General features: G+C 66.1%; 17 protein-coding genes. 7 read left to right on the plus strand and 10 right to left on the minus strand.

Annotated elements, in window-relative coordinates:
* The 10 genes from QRN52_RS11510 to QRN52_RS11555 all read right to left on the minus strand — a co-directional run bounded on the left by QRN52_RS11510 (position 1) and on the right by QRN52_RS11555 (position 10,844).
* Complete coding sequence (locus QRN52_RS11510) at positions 1 to 531, minus strand: phage tail protein (protein WP_284752854.1); 531 nt, start codon at positions 529 to 531, stop codon at positions 1 to 3.
* The gene (locus QRN52_RS11515) at positions 524 to 3,172 is read right to left on the minus strand and encodes a baseplate J/gp47 family protein (RefSeq protein ID WP_284752855.1); all 2,649 of its coding nucleotides are present in this window, start codon (positions 3,170 to 3,172) and stop codon (positions 524 to 526) included. The genes QRN52_RS11510 and QRN52_RS11515 overlap by 8 nt, the downstream gene beginning before the upstream one ends.
* On the minus strand, positions 3,169 to 3,603 hold the full coding sequence (locus QRN52_RS11520; protein WP_284752856.1) for a GPW/gp25 family protein: 435 nt from the start codon (positions 3,601 to 3,603) through the stop codon (positions 3,169 to 3,171). The genes QRN52_RS11515 and QRN52_RS11520 overlap by 4 nt, the downstream gene beginning before the upstream one ends.
* 13 nt (positions 3,604 to 3,616) lie before the next feature.
* Positions 3,617 to 3,958 (minus strand): hypothetical protein, encoded by a 342-nt coding sequence (locus QRN52_RS11525; RefSeq protein ID WP_284752857.1) that lies wholly within the window; start codon positions 3,956 to 3,958, stop codon positions 3,617 to 3,619.
* Positions 3,958 to 5,478: a phage baseplate assembly protein V gene (locus QRN52_RS11530; RefSeq protein WP_284752858.1), complete on the minus strand. Its 1,521-nt coding sequence runs from the start codon at positions 5,476 to 5,478 to the stop codon at positions 3,958 to 3,960. The genes QRN52_RS11525 and QRN52_RS11530 overlap by 1 nt, the downstream gene beginning before the upstream one ends.
* Before the next feature lie 25 nt (positions 5,479 to 5,503).
* Complete coding sequence (locus QRN52_RS11535) at positions 5,504 to 6,262, minus strand: CIS tube protein (protein ID WP_284752859.1); 759 nt, start codon at positions 6,260 to 6,262, stop codon at positions 5,504 to 5,506.
* 1,097 nt (positions 6,263 to 7,359) lie between these two features.
* Positions 7,360 to 7,851 (minus strand): phage tail protein, encoded by a 492-nt coding sequence (locus QRN52_RS11540; protein ID WP_284752860.1) that lies wholly within the window; start codon positions 7,849 to 7,851, stop codon positions 7,360 to 7,362.
* Position 7,852: 1 nt separating this feature from the next.
* Positions 7,853 to 9,112: a phage tail sheath family protein gene (locus QRN52_RS11545; RefSeq protein WP_284752861.1), complete on the minus strand. Its 1,260-nt coding sequence runs from the start codon at positions 9,110 to 9,112 to the stop codon at positions 7,853 to 7,855.
* Positions 9,113 to 9,125: 13 nt separating this feature from the next.
* Positions 9,126 to 9,788 (minus strand): hypothetical protein, encoded by a 663-nt coding sequence (locus QRN52_RS11550; protein WP_284752862.1) that lies wholly within the window; start codon positions 9,786 to 9,788, stop codon positions 9,126 to 9,128.
* 120 nt (positions 9,789 to 9,908) lie between these two features.
* The gene (locus tag QRN52_RS11555; protein ID WP_284752863.1) at positions 9,909 to 10,844 is read right to left on the minus strand and encodes an NAD-dependent epimerase/dehydratase family protein; all 936 of its coding nucleotides are present in this window, start codon (positions 10,842 to 10,844) and stop codon (positions 9,909 to 9,911) included.
* Positions 10,845 to 11,002: 158 nt separating this feature from the next.
* Here QRN52_RS11555 and QRN52_RS11560 point away from each other — a divergent pair, with 158 nt between their 5' ends.
* The 7 genes from QRN52_RS11560 (at position 11,003) to QRN52_RS11590 (ending at position 17,878) form a co-directional block, all read left to right on the plus strand.
* A complete protein-coding gene (locus QRN52_RS11560; RefSeq protein ID WP_284752864.1) occupies positions 11,003 to 11,728 on the plus strand; it encodes a TetR/AcrR family transcriptional regulator in 726 nt (241 codons plus the stop codon).
* A 51-nt stretch (positions 11,729 to 11,779) separates the two neighbouring features.
* Positions 11,780 to 12,586 carry an oxygenase MpaB family protein gene (locus QRN52_RS11565; protein WP_284752865.1) on the plus strand — a complete coding sequence of 269 codons (807 nt, stop codon included), beginning with the start codon at positions 11,780 to 11,782 and terminating at the stop codon, positions 12,584 to 12,586.
* Positions 12,587 to 12,592: 6 nt separating this feature from the next.
* The gene (locus tag QRN52_RS11570) at positions 12,593 to 13,474 is read left to right on the plus strand and encodes a DUF817 domain-containing protein (protein WP_284752866.1); all 882 of its coding nucleotides are present in this window, start codon (positions 12,593 to 12,595) and stop codon (positions 13,472 to 13,474) included.
* Positions 13,475 to 13,615: 141 nt separating this feature from the next.
* Positions 13,616 to 15,481 carry a molecular chaperone DnaK gene (dnaK, locus tag QRN52_RS11575; RefSeq protein ID WP_078107406.1) on the plus strand — a complete coding sequence of 622 codons (1,866 nt, stop codon included), beginning with the start codon at positions 13,616 to 13,618 and terminating at the stop codon, positions 15,479 to 15,481.
* A gap of 2 nt (positions 15,482 to 15,483) precedes the next feature.
* Complete coding sequence (locus tag QRN52_RS11580) at positions 15,484 to 16,167, plus strand: nucleotide exchange factor GrpE (protein WP_284752867.1); 684 nt, start codon at positions 15,484 to 15,486, stop codon at positions 16,165 to 16,167.
* Between the two features lie 293 nt (positions 16,168 to 16,460).
* Positions 16,461 to 17,426 (plus strand): DnaJ C-terminal domain-containing protein, encoded by a 966-nt coding sequence (locus QRN52_RS11585; protein WP_284752868.1) that lies wholly within the window; start codon positions 16,461 to 16,463, stop codon positions 17,424 to 17,426.
* Between the two features lie 29 nt (positions 17,427 to 17,455).
* Positions 17,456 to 17,878, plus strand: coding sequence for a heat shock protein transcriptional repressor HspR (locus tag QRN52_RS11590; protein WP_269995195.1), 423 nt, complete (start codon positions 17,456 to 17,458; stop codon positions 17,876 to 17,878).
* The last annotated feature ends 1 nt before the right edge of the window (position 17,879 follow it).

Below are 17,879 nucleotides of genomic sequence, written 5' to 3' on the forward strand. Positions count from 1 at the left end.
TCACGTGCCCACCACCTCGATCTCGTCCGTCACGTGGGCAGGCTTGATTCCCTTGACGATCCTGCGGACCAGCTCCACGTGCCCGGCGGCAGCCGCAGGGACCAGAACCTTGATGTGGAACTCGCCCGGGACGGATTCGACGGCGAATCCCGGGACCCCGGTGGCCAGTTGCAGGAAGCGGGTGAGACCGTCCACGGTGCCCCGGCGCGCAGACAACGAGGCGGCGCACGCAATCAAGTCCCGCTGTCTGGCCACTGGGACTCCCGCCGCCGCGGAGTCCACGGACTCCGGGCTTGGCAGGGTCAACCAGTCAAGGTCCACCCACCGCGACAGGAAAGGAATGAACGACGACGGCGAGCGGCCGGGATCGGGAACGGTGTGGATGCGGTCCAAGACATCACGGACGGGCCGATGCATGTCCTCGGCCACCGCGATCAGGGCCTGCAGTGGCGTGCTGGTTTCCGCCGCTACTTGGTAGATCTCGGGAAGGACCTTCAGCAGAGGAGAGTTACGGGGTACGGGTTCAACCATTGCCACGCACCACGTCGATCCGGTGCTCGCCCGAGGAGAACAGCCACGTCTCGGGAAGGGTCACGACGTCGTCAACCATCCGCCGCGTGCAGCTCGCCCAGGACAAGGCGTTGTCCGTGCTCCGGTAGATCCCCTTGGGGCCAGCCGCGAGCACAAGCGGCGAACCGTCGTCGTGCACTTTGCCGGACACAGCGCGGACCGGCTCGAAACGAGTCCGGTCCCTGAGGGGCAGCCCGCAGTTCACATCAGGGACACTCCACTGTGCGGAAGCCTGGCCGAGCTGAAGGCGCAACACGCCTCCGCTTTGGGTGGCGGCGTACGCTGCATCGCCCATCACATGCACGCCCCAACAGCTTCCGCCTGTCCAGCCCGCGCTGAATTGTTCCCAGGAAGCCATGAGGGCGTCATCGAACTGGGTGCGCGCGAGTTCATCGATCTTCAATCGGAGGCAGCCACTCCCTGTACCTTCGGGAACGGAACGTCCCAGCCAGACGTAGCTCACGCCGCCGTCGTACTGGATGGTCATGCAGCGGATGTCCTCGCCCGCCGCCCTGATCTGCTTGAAGCTGCCGGCAGCCCCGGCGTCGGGGGAAAGCCAGACGCCCGCGGAGGCCTCCGCTGCCACCACCACGCCGGTCCGGCCGCGGACGTCCACCAAGGCGTCCACCGCGTAGAAGCCGCGATCCGGCTGGGTGGAATCCACCACGTTCTGGACCGGGATAGCACCCTCACCCATCGGCAGCTCGTAGAGGCCATGCTCGCCTGCGAGCAGAAGCACCGGGACCCCTTGCCGGTCCACCCAGCACAAATCCGCGACGACGAATCCCAGTTCCGCGGCCCGCCGCCACGATTCGCCGAGGTCCTCGCTGACGTAGATGCGCGAGCCCGCGGGGGTCACGGTGCTGACCGCCACCATGCCGGGATGCTGCCCGGGACCGAAACCGCCAGGGCCATAGCCAGCTCCGCCGAAGCGGCCCGGCGCCGGAGAGCGGAAAGGCGCGACGGACCTCACCGCTTCGCTGGCCGCCTCCGAGCCAAATTCGGCACACGCCTCCCAGCCATCGCCGGAGTTGGTCGTGCGGAACAGGGTACTGTCCTGCGCCACGAACCACGTGTTGTCCTGTCCTTCAGCCTGAACCAGCGCCAAGGCATCGGTATCCGGAACCTTGTCCACTTCGAGCCGTACCCGGTCCACGTACTGGACCCCGGGTTCGGCCTCCTCCATCGCCCGGTAGAGGTTGGAGACGCGCAACGGCTTGCCGAAGCCCGAACCGTAGTTGGAAGAACCCGGGTTGAGCGGACTGATGCCCTCCGCGAGCCGGCCCACGATCCTGGACTTCACCGCATCGGCGTCCTCATCGGGGCGAACCACGATCCTCGCGTCCACCAGCACTTGTTTGTAGAGACCCCAGCGGACCACAGGCTCTGCTCCCACGGTGGAGCGGCGGCGCAGGTACTGTTCCACTTCAAGGCGGACGCTTTCACGTGCCTGGGAAGTCAGCTCGGCGGCGCGCACGAGAACAGGGGCTGCCGCGCCTTCTTCGGAAGCGCCCGGGACAAACGGCACCAGCACCACCTCCACCTCGCCCGGTCTGGCGAAGGCCCAGATGTCCCGCCGCGTGAACGCACGGGCCCGCGCGACACCGCCATGGCGCATGGCCAGGACCTCGTAGTCCCGCACCGTGACCGCGCGGTCACGGGCCTGGAAATCCTGCGGGGCCCGGCGCAGCGCGTTCTCCAGGGATTCGCCGTCGCGGCCTCCGGTCGCGGGTTCCGGGTTGCTGACCTTTACCCCCGGGATCGGGGCGCGCATGACCGTCAACTGGCCCGCCCCGACATTGCCGCGCTGACCGCCGCCGCCGCGGTACCAGGCGCGCACCCCGGCACCCGGGCCGGGAACAACTGCTGTCCGGGCTGCGGACTCCTCGTCCCACCATGCGAACATCACGACGCCGGCACTCCGGTCGATCCGGACCGGGGCCTCGTCCGGGCCGGCGTCCGCGAAGGCCTCGACTTCGCGGCAAAACCGGAAAGGCTTGCCGTCCACCAGGACGGCTTCGCCACTGCTCAGCTGGGTGCCGGAGGGGACTTCGACGGCGATGGACAGGCCAGCCCCGGAGACGATCGGCGCATTGGGAATGACGAAGCTCTGGCCCGGGCGACCGGTTCCGACGCCGATGGGGACGGCGTCGTACAAGGTGACATCGGCTGCCGGGACCTGGACACTGGACTGGCCTGCCGCGAGGACGGCCGCCGTCGTCGTAGTGAATACCGGTTGCGGCGAGCCGGGCACGCCTGGCGGGCAGCTGACCTGGGTCCCGCGAGGGATGCGGATGTCCTGGTTGTCAGTAGCGCTTCCCGCCGACGCCCGCGTGAATTCGAGGATGGTTTCGGCCGTGCTGGGCGGGTACAGGCTGGTGCCAAGCAGGTTCAAATAGACCGCATACAGTTTTTCCGGCACCCGGTTGAGCCGGTACATCAGGGTGTCCGTGAGGTAGGCGAAAGCCTCGAGGATGGTGATGCCGGGATCGTGGACGGAGAGGTCCGTCCACTCCGGGGCGATCTGCTGGATGCGCTCGCGGGCGCCGGCAACGAGGTCCGCGAAGCTGCGGTCATCGAGATTCGGGACGGGGATACTCATGCTGCACCTCCGGAATCAACGGGCAGGGCGATGGCGAGCTGGTCCTCGAGCTGGGTGGACCGGACCCGGTACCGCAACCGGACCTCCAGCACTTCAGGGCTTTCGGGGGACCGGGAGGCATCCAAGGACAGAACGGTGATCCGGGGCTCCCATTGCTCCACGGCCCGGGCAACGTAATGGATGGCCAGGCCTGCCGTGGTGTCATCCGCGGGCGCGAAAGCGAGCCGGAACAGGTGGCAGCCGTAGGTGGGCCGGTTGACGCGCTCGCCGGGCCTGGTGCTCAGCAGCAGGAGGAGGGCCTGACGGACCGAAGCTGCGTCCGTGACGGTAGCGAGCCGTCCGTCGGGCGTCAGCCGCAAGCCGGGAAGGCCGGTGGCGGCATCGAAATCCGGGTGCACGAAGGCCACCGACTTGTACCTGGGGACGCTCACGATTCGCAGCCTCTCATGATCCCGCCGCCACGGATTCCTGGCCCGGCCGCCGGACCGTGTACTTGACGGCGCCCGGCGGGGTGCCGTCCGTGTAGCCCTCCACGGTGTCCAAGCAGACCTTTTTGCCGCCGATCCGGACAAAGCCCGAATATCCCTTGATCACTTGCAGTGTCTTGTTGCAGGGCTTGATGTTGAGGCCTACGTTGGGGCACATGCTGATCTCGCGCCCTTGCGGATCGTCGTCGACCAAAACCGGCGAGCCGGCAACGCGGACCCACTGCTGGGAAGGGACGTTTTCCACTTTCCCGTCGTGTCCGCAGCGCAGGATGGCTTCCTTGACGAGGAGCTTCGGCATCAGGCCTCCTCGAAATCGACGGTCTTGGCCCGGATCTTCATGGCCTTACCCGGTGCCTCCAGGACCAGGTCCGTAGCCGCGGTGATGCGCAGCTTGTCCGGCCCGAGTTCCACCGTTGAGCCATGTCCGTCCGTGAAGCTGACGGTGCGATTGCCGCCGTCGAGCACTATCTGCTGGCCGTCAGCGCTCCGGAAGGCGTACCGGCTATCCCGAGGCGAGCTCACACTGTTGTCCGGGGTCTGTTCGCGGCCGTAGAGCCCGCCCAGAATGATGGCCTGCGCCGGATCCGTGGCCGGCAGCAGGACCAGCACAGTGTCCTCCGCGGCTGGCGGCACCACGAAACCTTTCCCTGTTCCGGCTCCCATTGTGAGGACCGGCGCCCAGGCTGACTCCAGCGGCGGATATGCGGGGAGCCGGACCCGTGCCCGGCCGCGGCCCTCCGGATCTTCCACATCCAGGACCGTGCCAAGGGTGAAGACGTCGGGACGCCGGACGGGAGGGGCTTCCGGGGGACGCGTGGCGATGGTGGTTTCGTAGCCCGTGTTGTCCAGCCGGTGGGTGGCAGTGGCAATCGCGTAGGTGCCTTCGAGCGACGTCGCGAGTCCGCGCACGCGAACCCGACGGCCCGCCCGGAGGCGCGGATCGCCGTCGGCCACGAAGACTGCGGTGACTTGCCCGGCCATCCGGACGTCGAGATCCGCCTGGGCCAAGCCGTGGGCTGCGGATTGGGACGCGAGGGCCTCGTTGTCGCGCAGGAGATCGCCGCCCGCGCCGACGCTCGGGAGCGCAGGGTCCGCGGAGACGTTGGCTTTCGCGTCGCTGGTACTGGCTGAGGCCTCCTGCACCGAGGCGTCGTCGGACCGCCAGCCTGTGGTTTTGGCCCCGAGGTACGCCGGCTCCTGGCTTAGTTCCACCTCGGCCGAATGCAGGCTGCTGCCAAGTTCCAGCTCGATGGGTTCGCCTTCGCCGGACAAATCGCCAAGTCTCAGGACATCGCCATCGACCACGGGATACGCGCCCGCCCGGGCGCTCTGTTCCACCAACAGGCTCAAGTCTGAGCGGGCACACTGGTACACCTCACCCAGCCGGGTTGCGCCGCCTACCACTTGCAGGCCCGTGCCCTCGGTGAGTGTGCGGGCCAACCCGGCGAGGTCGACGTCGCTGTGCAATCGGGTGAACTGGCGTTTCCTCAGGCGGTGCAGGGCGTCGTAGGCACGGACGCGGACTTCCTGCGAAAGGTCTGCGCCGTAGCTGTGTTCCACCACGGTCACTTCGCCCACGAAAAGCGGAGTGCGCTGGCCACCGAGTTCCACGCGCAGCGCATCCCCCGGCGCGGGGTCAACTCCGCCGCGGGCTGTCGCGGAGCGTCCCGGACCGGGGCGCCAGCTGATGAGGCACTGGGCCGGCCTGGCGAGCGAGCTGAGGACCTGCACGGAGATGATCGCCGCGGTTTCGGACGCGGAGAGCCGGCGCCGCCCGAGGGTGACAATGAGTTCCGGCAAGCCTTGGAGCTGCCTCATGGGACGGTGTCCTTCACGATGCGCCTCATGGCGCCTCGCCAACCGGGGGAACGGCGAGGGGGCCGTTGAAGTGCGCGGGATCGTCGATGTTGTTGTACTCCAGCAGCAACTTCCACAGCAGCGGCGTGCCAAAGGCGGCCAGGCTGAGGCGTCCCAGCTCACCGGGCGGAACCTCCGGAACCAGCTCGCCGCCGTCGGGCGCTGTTGCATTCCTGTCCGTACTGCCGTCGCCGCCCACCGCGAGCGTATCCACGGGCGGCGCCGTCAGGTCCACCGCCGGCAGCCGCTGGGCGAGCTCGTAGTTCTCGCCGCCTTCCTCGTCAGCGCTCTGCCCGACCCGCACAAATACCATGCGCATCCACGAACGCAAGGGGGAGCCATCCGGCGAAAAGCGGTCGAAACGCTCCGCTACTTCGGTCACGATCCCGGGCACGTTCCATGCGCGCCCCCACACGAACCGGACCGACGGCGGCCGGCGTTGCCTCTCCACCTCGGCCGAGTTCTCTGCGAGCGCCCAGATGGGCCGCGTCATCTGGCGCACGTCCTGCACATGGAGCGACGCCGGCGCGAGGTCGACGTCGAACAGGAGATCCAAGCGAAGCTCGGTGTGTCCGCCTCCCGTGAAGAGCAAGGGATCGTCCGCGAGCCCCGTTCCGGTCAGCTTGCCCCCTGCCGAGCGCCGAGGCTCCACGCCCGCGGTTCGCGACATGACTACGGTTTCCGGATTGAGCAGGCACCCAAGGTGTTCCCCGGTGTCCTCGATCAGGAAAGCGACGCGTTCCATGTCAGACCGCCAATTGTTCGTTGCTCAGTCGGGCGGCGCGGGCCATCTCTTCTGTTGTTGCTCTTTCCGCGGCGGGCCGGGGCGCGGGGCGTGGGGCCAATTCCGGCCAGTTTCCGGTTATTGGTGCCGAGGGGGCACGCTCCGGCGTCGTGCTCGGGTGGCCTTGGCGTTCTGCGTTCGGGTGCCCTGGGCGCAGGTGCTCCGGGCGCGGGTGCTCTGGGAGGACGACGACGGCGCGCGCAGCATCTGGCGGTTGGTGCAGGGGCGTTGTGGCCGGCTGAGCCGTGATTGGGTTAGGCGGGCTGGTCTTGCTGGAGCGTGTTGGGGCTTCCTGGCGCTGCTCAGCTTGTTCAAGGGCTGCCTGAGTTGGGACTGCTTGTTCAAAAACTACTTGTCGAGTGGCGGGCCGGTCCGTGGCGATGACCAGCGGGATTCCACGAAGTCTCAGCACCGGGCGCATTGACTGCGGAGCGTGTGGGGATACGGCCTCCGCCGCGGGGGCTACTGGGGCATCGATGGTTGCCTCGTCTACGGGGATTGCCAGCGGCGCGAGGTGTGGCCAGGAAATGGTGGCCGCGCTTCCGGCGGCATGGTCCGGCAGGGAGCCCGTGGATGTGGGTCTCTGCAGTCGCGAGCCGAGCATCAAGCGGGGGAGCGTACGGGGCACGGGCCCCAGGGCGCTGTTCCGGGCCGGGCTTGCGGCCCCGGTCTCGCTGACAATATTGGGGCTGGACTCGCCCGGATGTGAGCGAGGGTTGGGGCTGGACACGCCCGGATCTGAGCGAGGGTTGGGGTTGGTGGGGGGTATATGTGAGCGAGGGTTCGGATCGGCGACGAGGCCGGCGTCGCGGAGCAACTGGACCCAATGCTCCGGTGCGCCGGACATGTCCAGTCTTCGAACCGGCGTCGGGCCCTCCGTTCCGACCGCCCGCCCAGTCCCAACGATGCGCCCAGTCCCGACGATGCGCCCTGTTTCAACAACGGCAGCCCCGGCACCAGCTTCGGCATCAAGTTGCGACGGCCGTTCGAGCCTTTCCGCGAGTTCCCGCAGCCGCCGCGCCGCCTTATGACGCCACGGATTCCGGGGCCGCCTCCCGTCAAGCCACGGGAGCGCGGGCATCGTCGAGCTCCAAGCGGTCGTACGCGATGCTGAGGGATTCGATGGCCAGGTCCTTGCCGAGGGCATCCAACGGGGCCCCGAACCAGTCGCATGGCCAGGCGCCGAGCAAGTTCCAGCGGCGGACCTCCACCGAGCCGGCGTCGTTGAGCATGGCGATGGAGACGTTGCGCCGCTCCACACGTCCATCGACGGCCTTGAACAGCCATTGGAGCATTTCGGTGGAGTCGGTCAGCCCATAGCGGAGGGTCACCGGGGTGTACTCGACCTGGCCGGGGATGACCCGGACCGTGCTGTTCTCGCCACCGGAGCGGTACAAGATGCGGTCGATCTTCAGCCCAAGCCCTTCAACCTTGGTGAAGTGTCCTTGGACCACGCCCTGGATGACCAGTTTGAAGTTATAGGCGCGGTAGGGGTCCACCACGTTCCCGGGTTGGGCAGCAGGGGCTGGCGTGCTTGGCTGCGTGCTCATTTCAGGCTCCTGCGCTCTCTGTCTCGCTGGTGTTGTCTGCCGACTGCATGAGCTTGAAGATCACGAACTCGGCGGGTTTGACGGGTGCGATGCCGATCAAGGTGACAACCTGCCCCGCATCGCGGACTTCGGGCGGGTTGGTCTCTTCATCGCATTTCACAAAGAAGGCCTGTTGGGGAGTAGTGCCCAACAGCGCCCCGTCCCGCCAGACGTTGGTCAGGAATGCGCCGATGTCGCGTCGGATGGACTTCCACAAGGTGTGGTCGTTGGGTTCAAAGACCACCCAGCGCGTACCGTCAGCCACGGATTCCTTGATCATGTTGGTCAGCCTGCGGACGTTGACGTAGCGGTATTCGCTTGCCTCGGGTGCCTTGGTCCGGGCACCCCAGATGCGGATGCCTTCTCCCGGGAAATAGCGGATGCAGTTCACCCCGGCCGGGTTCAGTACTTCCTGTTCGCCGCGGCTGACCCGCCGGACCAGGTCCAGCGCTCCTTGGATGGGTTCGTTCGCGGGGGCCTTGTGGACACCACGCGTCGCGTCCACGCGGGCCCACACTCCGGCAACATGGCCCGACGGCGGTTGAGTCACCTTCTTGCCGGACACCGGATCGGTCATGACGATCCACGGAAAGTACAGCGCTGTGTAGCCGCCGGGGGATTGGGGCGCTCCGATCGCGTCCTCGCCGGTCGCCCGCCCGGTCTTTGTCTTGTCGGCATCGGCTTTGTCGTCTGATTCACCGTCGCTCGGCTTCGGGGCGTCCGGCACGCCGGAAGTAGCCGCCCGGGTGAGGGCTCCGACGTCGTCCACTTTCTCCGGGGTGTCCATGATCGCCATGCGGTCCTGCCGCAAGGGATGCTCCACATGGGCCTGCAGCGCCGCGTACGCTTCGGCGTCGCTGTATCCGGGGGCGGCCACCATGGAGATGTCGTCGATCGCCTCGAACAGAGTCACGCCGGTGGGCTTCGCGGCGGTGCCGGTGAGGCTGCTACCGGAACCGATGTTGACCACATAGCAGCGGCTCCCGCCGTTGGCGAAGAATCCGAAGACGGCGTTGGACAGGGGTGTGCCCTGCGTGGATTTGCCGACGTATTGGTCCACGAACTGGGTCCAGTTGTCCAGAACCCGTGCTTCGTCCGGATATGCCGACGGGTCTGGTGAAACTCCTACAAAACCGGCAATGCTGGTGCTGACCTGTCCGATCGAGCGGGCACCGCTGGGCACTTCCTGTACATACACTCCCGGCGCCTGGTAATTCGCCATGGTGTGCTCCCTTTCACTCCCACCGGATGATGACCGGCAGGCTGCTCGTGTCTGCTGAGACTTCACGTTCAGTGCCGCGGACTGCCACGACAAAGTGCTGGAGTTCGTCTGCCGAGGCCAGGACCTCGAAATGGCCGGTGGGATCGCTCACGACGGCGGCGGCGGACGAATGCGGGCGGATGTAGGCATCGGGGATGCCCTTGTTGTGGACGTCGACCAGCCGGCCGTGGATCCGGCGGGCCACTGTGGTGGACGCGATGAGGGGTTCAGTGACAGGCGGTCCGAAAGGCTCGTCGAGCCGTATCCCCACCGGGACGCGGATCAGGAAACCGAGGCCTTGGCGGATGCCGGAATCGTATTCGTCCGGCTGGAATTCGCCACTGGAGACCACCGAGTACTGGGTGTTTTGCTCAAGGGCCAGCAGGAGTTTCTCCATGTTGTCCAGCTGCGTGGGGCCGTGGCATTCCACGGCAACTTTGAGCTCGAGGTCCAGCAGCGGGCCTTCACGCCGGGAGCGGCCAACCCGGTTCAAGGCGACGGCGTGGACGGTGACAGCGGCATCGCTTGGTTGACCGGAAGGCGGTTCGGAGCCGTCGTCGAAGCGGACACGCTCGGGCGAAACGGCGTCCGAAAGTATCCCGAGGAGCTCGGTCAACGACGATCTCACAACACCCACGGTGACACCCCAGTCCCACAAAGTGGTCCAGCACAGCCGATGTGCTATAGGTTACTCCCGCAGTGGCCTGCGAGTCACTGGGATCACAGGCGTAACTCCATTCGATGGTTCTGGTTTGGCTCAGCGGGCGGCCACGGCTTCCTGATCCCGCCACCAGGCCACGGTCGCCGCCATCGCGCTAGGAAGCGGCGTCGGTTGCAGGCCGAGCTTGGCCTGGCTCGCAGTGGAGTCCATGACGAACGGCCGCTCGAACTGGTACAGCATTTCGGCCAGCTCCCGCATGTCGGTTGAAAACAGGCCCAGGGTCCGGAGCAGCCAGCCTGGAACCACGCTCAGCTTCGGTTCGGGAAGATCAGCCGAGCGTGCGAAGTTTCCCGCAATTTCCCGCATCGTCATTGCCGGTCCCGTGGGGGCGTGCAGCACTGAGTTCCAGAGTTCGGGCTTTTGGGCCGCGGCGATCATGGCTGCGGCAAGATCCGGGACATAGGTGAAAGAGTGTGGCTGCTTGGCGCTTCCGAGAACCTGGACCGGCTTGCCCTTGAGGACCAAGGGGACCATGCGCTCGCCGGCATGCGCCATGCGGGCCCGCGGCCCGAAGAAATCGCCCGCCACCACGCTGACGGTATTCGCCGGGTGGGCTTGCCGGGCCTTCAGCAGGGCGGAGCGGATCCCGCGCTTGCCACCGGCCGCTTCCCGCGGGCTCCTTTCGGTGATGGTCTTGTCCGGCTCGCTATAGGAGTAAAGGCTCTCAGGGAAGACGACGACGGCGCCCGCCGCCGCCGCGGCGTCCATCACCACGCGCTCTGCTCCTGGAAGCTCGGCCGCCCAGGCTTTGGCCCGGTAGGCAGAACCGTGGATGCAGTGGAAGACGGCCGTGGCGCCGTCGAAGGCTTGCGCCAACTTGGCCGGGTCCGAGACATCCACGCGGAGCTTTTCGATCAGCGGGTGGTCCGGGCCGCCGCCTGAGCGGGTCAGGACGCGCACCTGCTCTCCGCGGTCCGCGAGTTGCTCGGCGATGGTCCATCCGACGGGGCCTGCTCCTGTGACGACATACATGGTGTTGCTCGCTTTCTGGCTGGGAACCGAGTTCCTCTTGGTGGAAACCTGTTTCGAGAGCAGTGCTCTCTGAACTCAGAATGAACCTTGCTGAATCGCATGTCAAGAGCACTGCTCACATTTGTTGTCAGTGCTCTCCTTTGTGGCATGCTGGATGCATGGACCTCCCTTCCGCCGCAGTGGCCAAACAAGCGACGCCCCGCGAGCGGGCCCGGGCCCAGACCGTGGCGGACATCATCCGGCTGGGGCGCCAGCACCTTGCCTTGCATGGCGCCGCGGGTTTGTCCCTGAGGGCGGTCGCCCGCGATCTCGGCGTGGTGTCCTCCGCCGTGTACCGCTACGTGGAGAGCCGCGACGAACTTCTGACCCTCCTGCTGATTGACGCTTACGGCGAGCTGGGCGACGAAGTGGATGCCGCCGTCGACGCCCTACCGGGGGACGACTACCGCGGAAGGTTCCGGGCGCTCGGGCGGGCCGTTCGCCAGTGGGCCCTGCGCGAGCCGGCAAGGTATGCCCTCCTGTTCGGCAGCCCGGTGCCCGGATACCAGGCTCCCGCCGAGCGCACCACCGAACCCGGAACGCGAGTGATCTACCGGATGGTGGGGATCTTCGACGCCGCGTACCGCGCAGGTGCCTTGGCCGCCGACGTCGCGCCCGCCGTCGTCGTTCATCCGGCTCTCGCCGCGGACCTGGCGGCCATCCGGGCCGAACTGGGCGTGGCCGTTCCCGAAGCCGCGTTGGCCCGGGGTGTGCTGGTGTGGACGTCGGTTTTTGGGGCGGTCAGCTTCGAGGTGTTCGGCCAATACGGGGCTGATACCTTCGGCGCGCGCGACGAGTTGTTTGAGCACCAGCTCGAGGTGCTGCGCGGAATCGTGGGGCTGTAGCAGCCCCGGCAACCGTGTATGAAAGACGGTGCGCGAAGGTACAGTAACTGCATGGCCCGTGGACTTGCTGACATCGGTGCGGAGGGCGTTTTGCTCGCCGGAGCAGGCCGCGCCATCCTGATGCAGATCGCCAATCCCGCGGTCGGTCACGGCGTCGCCGAGCACAGCAATTTCGCCGAACGGCCGCTGGATCGGCTGCGCGCCACCATGACGTATGTCTACGCCGTTATCTACGGCTCGGAACAGCAACTGGCAGCGGTGCGCCGAGCTGTGAATCGTGCGCACGCCCCGGTTCGACGGACGGCGGACGATTCCACCGCGGGGTACAACGCCTTCGACGCGCAATCCCAGCTCTGGGTGGTTGCGACCCTCTATGACACCGCCGTCACCGTTTACGAAAAGGTCCATGGAGCCCTCGACGACGACACTGCCGATCGTATTTACCGTGAGTATGCGCAGATCGGGACAGCGTTGCAGCTTCCCGCGGAGCTCTGGCCTGCCGACCGCCCGGCCTTCGCACGCTATTTGGACGAATCCCTGCGGAACCTCGAACCGGATGCAGCCGCTTTGAGGGTGGCCCACGAGCTCCTGTACCCCACGAGCGGACCGTTCTTGATGCGCTTGAGCATGCCGTTGGTCCGGTTGTTGACCGCGGGCCTGCTGCCTGAGGAGCTTCGTGCGGGATTCGGACTTCCGTGGAAGCCCCGCCATCGACGCAGCTTCGACGGCACCATCCGGCTCTTGGCGGCGGCTTATCCAAGGCTGCCGGAAAAAGTCAGGCATTGGCCGAAAAACTACTATCTTGGTCGGCTCGGACCGGGCGAGCTTGGCCTTGGCGAGACCGGCCTTGGCGAGTAGGCGCCCATGCGTGAGCTCACCGCGGTAGAGGAACTTATCGACGGGAGTGCGAGCCGCTTCCTGGTTGGCGCGCCGGACCAAGGACTCCGGTCCAGGCTCACGGAGTTCACCCTCTTCGGCCTCAAACAGGCCTGGGCGTGCATCTTCGGCGCTTCGCTCCTTGCCGTCATTTTCGGCGCGCACCTCTGGTACCCGGCCAACGCCGGCCTCGCGAGGAACGATTTCCTGACGATCGCCGCCGTCGTGATCCAAATCCTGATGGTGGCCACGAGGCTTGAAACCTTGCGCGAGCTCCGGGTGATCGTGCTCTTCCACTTGGTGGGAACGGTCATGGAGTTGTTCAAGACCGGCGTCGGCTCGTGGTCCTATGAGGCTGAGGGCGTGCTGCGGGTCGGCGCCGTTCCGCTCTTCAGCGGCTTTATGTATGCGGCGGTCGGCTCGTACATGGTGCGGGTTTACCGGGTTTTCGACTTGCGCTTCGCCCGGTATCCGCGGCGTTGGATCACTGCGGTCCTGGCTGCGGCAATCTATGTGAACTTCTTTTCGCACCACTTCACCGTTGATGCCCGCTGGGTCCTGCTGGCCGCCGTCGTCGTGATCTATGGCCGCTGCGTCATGCACTTCCGCGTGTTTCGGCGCCGGTTCCGGATGCCGCTGGTCGTCGCGTTCCTGCTGGTGGCGCTCTTTATCTGGATTGCCGAGAACATCGCCACTTGGTCGCACGCCTGGCTGTATCCGAGCCAGTTGGACGGTTGGCATTTGGTGTCGGCGGACAAGCTTGTCTCGTGGTTCCTCCTGATGATCATCTCCGTGGTGCTGGTGGCATGGGTCTACAAGCCGATGCCGCCTGACACGACCGGCGTTCTCCCACGGCGAAATCGCGCGTAAATCTCCGAGTTTCCGGGGTTCTTTGGCCGCGAATCCGCAGAGTTGAGCGCGCTTGACTCAACTTTGGATTGACATCGAACGAGGCCTGAGTACAGTTGAGTGAAGAACGCTCAACCCGGTTTCATTGAAAGGAAGCAACATATGTCACGCGCTGTAGGTATCGACCTCGGAACCACTAACTCCGTCGTCTCTGTTCTCGAAGGTGGCGAGCCCACCGTCATTGCCAACGCCGAGGGTGGCCGCACCACGCCGTCGGTCGTTGCATTCTCCAAGTCCGGTGAAGTCCTGGTTGGCGAAATTGCCAAGCGCCAGGCCGTCAACAACATCGACCGCACCATCGCTTCCGTGAAGCGCCACATGGGCACCGACTGGTCCGTCGCCATTGACGACAAGAAGTACACGCCGCAGGAAATCTCCGCGCGTATCCTCATGAAGCTGAAGAACGACGCCGAGAGCTACCTCGGCGAAAAGGTCACCGACGCTGTCATCACCGTCCCGGCCTACTTCAACGACGCCGAGCGCCAGGCCACCAAGGAAGCCGGCGAAATCGCCGGCATGAACGTCCTCCGCATTGTCAACGAGCCCACCGCCGCTGCACTTGCCTACGGCCTGGACAAGGGCAAGGAAGACGAACTCATCCTGGTCTTCGACCTCGGCGGCGGAACGTTCGACGTCTCCCTGCTGGAAGTCGGCAAGGACGAAGACGGCTTCTCCACCATCCAGGTCCGCGCCACCGCCGGTGACAACCGCCTCGGCGGCGACGACTGGGACCAGCGCGTTGTTGACTACCTGCTGAACCAGCTCAAGATCAAGGGCATCGACCTTTCCAAGGACAAGATCGCCCTGCAGCGTCTGCGCGAGGCTTCGGAGCAGGCTAAGAAGGAACTCTCTTCCTCCACCAGCACCAACGTCTCCCTCCAGTACCTCTCCGTCACCCCCGACGGCCCGGTCCACCTGGACGAGCAGCTGACCCGCGCCAAGTTCCAGGACCTCACCAAGGACCTGCTCGAGCGCACCAAGAAGCCGTTCCACGACGTCATCGCCGAGACCGGCATCAAGCTCTCCGAAATCGACCACATCGTTCTCGTGGGCGGTTCCACCCGTATGCCCGCCGTTTACGACCTCGTGAAGGAACTTGCCGGCGGCAAGGAGCCCAACAAGGGCGTCAACCCGGACGAAGTTGTCGCCGTTGGCGCAGCCCTCCAGGCCGGTGTGCTGAAGGGCGAGCGCAAGGACGTCCTCCTGATCGACGTCACCCCGCTGTCCCTCGGTATCGAAACCAAGGGCGGCGTCATGACGCACCTGATCGAGCGCAACACGGCCATCCCCACCAAGCGTTCCGAGACCTTCACCACCGCTGACGACAACCAGCCGTCCGTGGCCATCCAGGTCTTCCAGGGCGAGCGTGAATTCACCCGCGACAACAAGCCGCTGGGCACGTTCGAACTGACCGGCATCGCTCCGGCACCGCGCGGCGTCCCCCAGGTCGAGGTCACCTTCGACATCGACGCCAACGGCATCGTCCACGTCTCCGCCAAGGACAAGGGCACCGGCAAGGAGCAGTCGATGACCATCACCGGCGGCACCGCGCTGTCGAAGGAAGACATCGACCGCATGGTCCGCGAAGCCGAGGAACACGCAGCCGAGGACAAGGCCCGCCGCGAGGCTACCGACACCCGCAACACTGCCGAGCAGCTCGCCTACTCCGTGGACAAGCTCATCGCCGAAAACGACGACAAGCTGCCTGAAGAGGTCAAGACCGAGGTCAAGGCCGACGTCGACGCCCTCAAGAAGGCCCTCGAGGGCACCGACGACGCAGCAGTGAAGACCGCTTTCGAGAAGCTGCAGCACTCGCAGTCGAAGCTCGGCGAAGCGATCTACTCGCACGCCGGTTCCCCGGACGGCGCAAGCAGCGCCGCAGGTGCTGAAGGCGCTCACGCTGATGCCAAGGCTGCAGACGAGGACATCGTCGACGCCGAGATCATCGACGAAGACGAAAAGAAGTAAGCATGCCTCACCACGGCAACGACGCAGAGCACTCACCTTCCAACAACGAGGGCAAGCACGACGAGCGTGAAGGAGCCGGTCAGCAGAAGCCAATTATTCGGGACAACCGCAAGGTTGACCCGGAGACGGGGGCCGCCCGCCACGCCCAAGGATCGGCAGCCGATTCCAACGCCGCTGCCGCCGAGGGCGACGCCCTGTCCCAGGCTGAGGAAATCCTCAACGGCATGGAGGTTCCGGCTGAAGAGTCGGTAGCCCCCGGAGCCGCTGCAGAAGCAGAGGCCGCGGAACTCCGCAACGACCTCCTCCGACTGCAGGCTGAGTACGTCAACTACCGCAAGCGCGTCGAACGCGACCGCGCCGTCGCAGGGGAAATGGCCGTCATCGGCGTCCTGAACTCCCTGCTGCCGGTGCTGGACGACGTCGACGCCGCCCGCCAGCACGGCGACCTCGTGGACGGCCCGTTCGCCGCGATCGCAGCCAAACTGGAGAACGCGCTGAAGACGTACGGCTTGGAGCGCATCGCGGAAACCGGAGTCGACTTCGACCCCACGATCCACGAAGCCCTCATCCAGCAACCGGGCGAGGACATCGAAGTAGACACCGTCAGCCAAGTGCTGCGCTCCGGCTACCGGTCCGGCGACCGCGTGCTGCGCGCGGCCCAGGTGATTGTGGCTGTGCCGGCCTGAGGTTCTCACCGCGCTATGTGTGCTCACCTTGGCGCTTCGCCGGATATGGGGCGGTGCCCGCTTCGCGGTGCCCTCCACACCGCCGCCCCATATCCGGCTTCGCGCCCGCTGTAAGCTCGCCTCAGGTGAGATGACAGCAGGCGCGAAGCGATGCATAGGCCCCGGGAGTGGCATCGGGCCTGCCGGAGCGTGGCGGCTGAAGTCCGTAGGACTTAGCCGCCACGCGAAGGGGCGGGGGCCTATGCATCGCGTAGCGCACGCAACCGAACACGGAAACGAAAGAGAGAAGCCGAGTGGCCAGCCAGGACTGGGTTGAGAAGGATTTTTACGCCATCCTTGGTGTCGCCAAGGACGCCTCTGACGCTGACATCAAGAAGGCGTACCGCAAGCTTGCGCGGAAGTACCATCCGGATACCAATTCCGGGGATGCTACTGCGGAGAAGAAGTTCAAGGACATCTCGGAGGCCTATTCGGTGCTCTCGGATGCCGAGGAGCGCCAGCAGTACGATGCCATTCGCGCCATGGGCGGGGCTCGCTTCGCTCCGGGAGCAGCTCGCGGCGGGCCGGCCAATGGCGGTTTCGAGGACTTGTTCGGAGGGCTTTTCGGCGGCGGCGCGCGCCAGCCTGCCGGTGCTGGAGGCATCCCGCCCGAGTTCGCTGATCTCTTCGGCGGCGGTTTCGGCGGCGGACAGACCGGTTTCCAGCGGGCTCCCCAAAAAGGCAGCGACCGCACGGCATCCACCTCGATTTCCTTTGCCGGCTCCATTCACGGCACCACGGTGAGCTTGCGCGAAAGCAACGGCAACGTCATCGACGTGAAGATTCCGGCGGGCATCAGGGACGGCCAGAAGGTCCGTCAGCGCGGCAAGGGCAACCCCGGTGCCGCCGGCAACGGGGACCTCATCATCACGGTGAACGTCAAGCCCCACGATTTCTTCAACCGCGACGGCGACAACATCCGCATCCATGTGCCGGTCACCTTCGCGGAGGCGGCTTTGGGTTCCAACATCCACGTGCCGACGCTCGACGGCGACTCCGTCACCGTCCGCGTCCCGGCCGGCACGCCTTCCGGGCGCACGCTCCGGGTCAAGGGCCGCGGCGTCAAAACATCGAAGGGGACCGGGGATCTGCTGGTGACGATCGACGTCGCCGTCCCGCAGAACCTTAACAAAGAGGCCGAGGAGGCCGTCAAGGCATTCGCCGCAGCCACTGCCGACGCCGATCCCCGCCACGACCTGGCCGCCAAGGCCCGCTTGTAGCGGCAGAACACATGGGAGGGGACGTAGGCATGGGCATCGACATCAACCAGCCGATCTTCGTCATCTCCGTCGCGGCCGAACTGGCTGACATGCATCCGCAGACCCTGCGCCAGTACGACCGCCTCGGCATCGTGTCGCCGAGCCGTGCCCCGGGCAAGTCGCGGCGTTACTCCCAGCGCGACATCGACCGTTTGCGCGAGGTCCAGCGGCTCTCCCACGAGGGCGTGTCCCTCGAGGGCATCAAGCGGATCCTTGAGCTCGAAAACCAGGTGGCCGCGCTGCAGTTCCGCGTTGCCGAGTTGAGCGAGGAACTGCAGCGCCGGCGGAGCCCGATGGAGGCCCGCGTTTTCGCCGCGGGAGCAGCGGGCGACGTCGTCAGCCTGGCCCGCGGGCAGCGCCCCCGGGCGCGGTCCCAGGCAGTTGTGGTGTGGCGGCCGCGACCGGGGGAGTAGT

It is taken from the genome of Arthrobacter sp. efr-133-R2A-120, assembly GCF_030209835.1.
GTDB lineage: Bacteria > Actinomycetota > Actinomycetes > Actinomycetales > Micrococcaceae > Arthrobacter.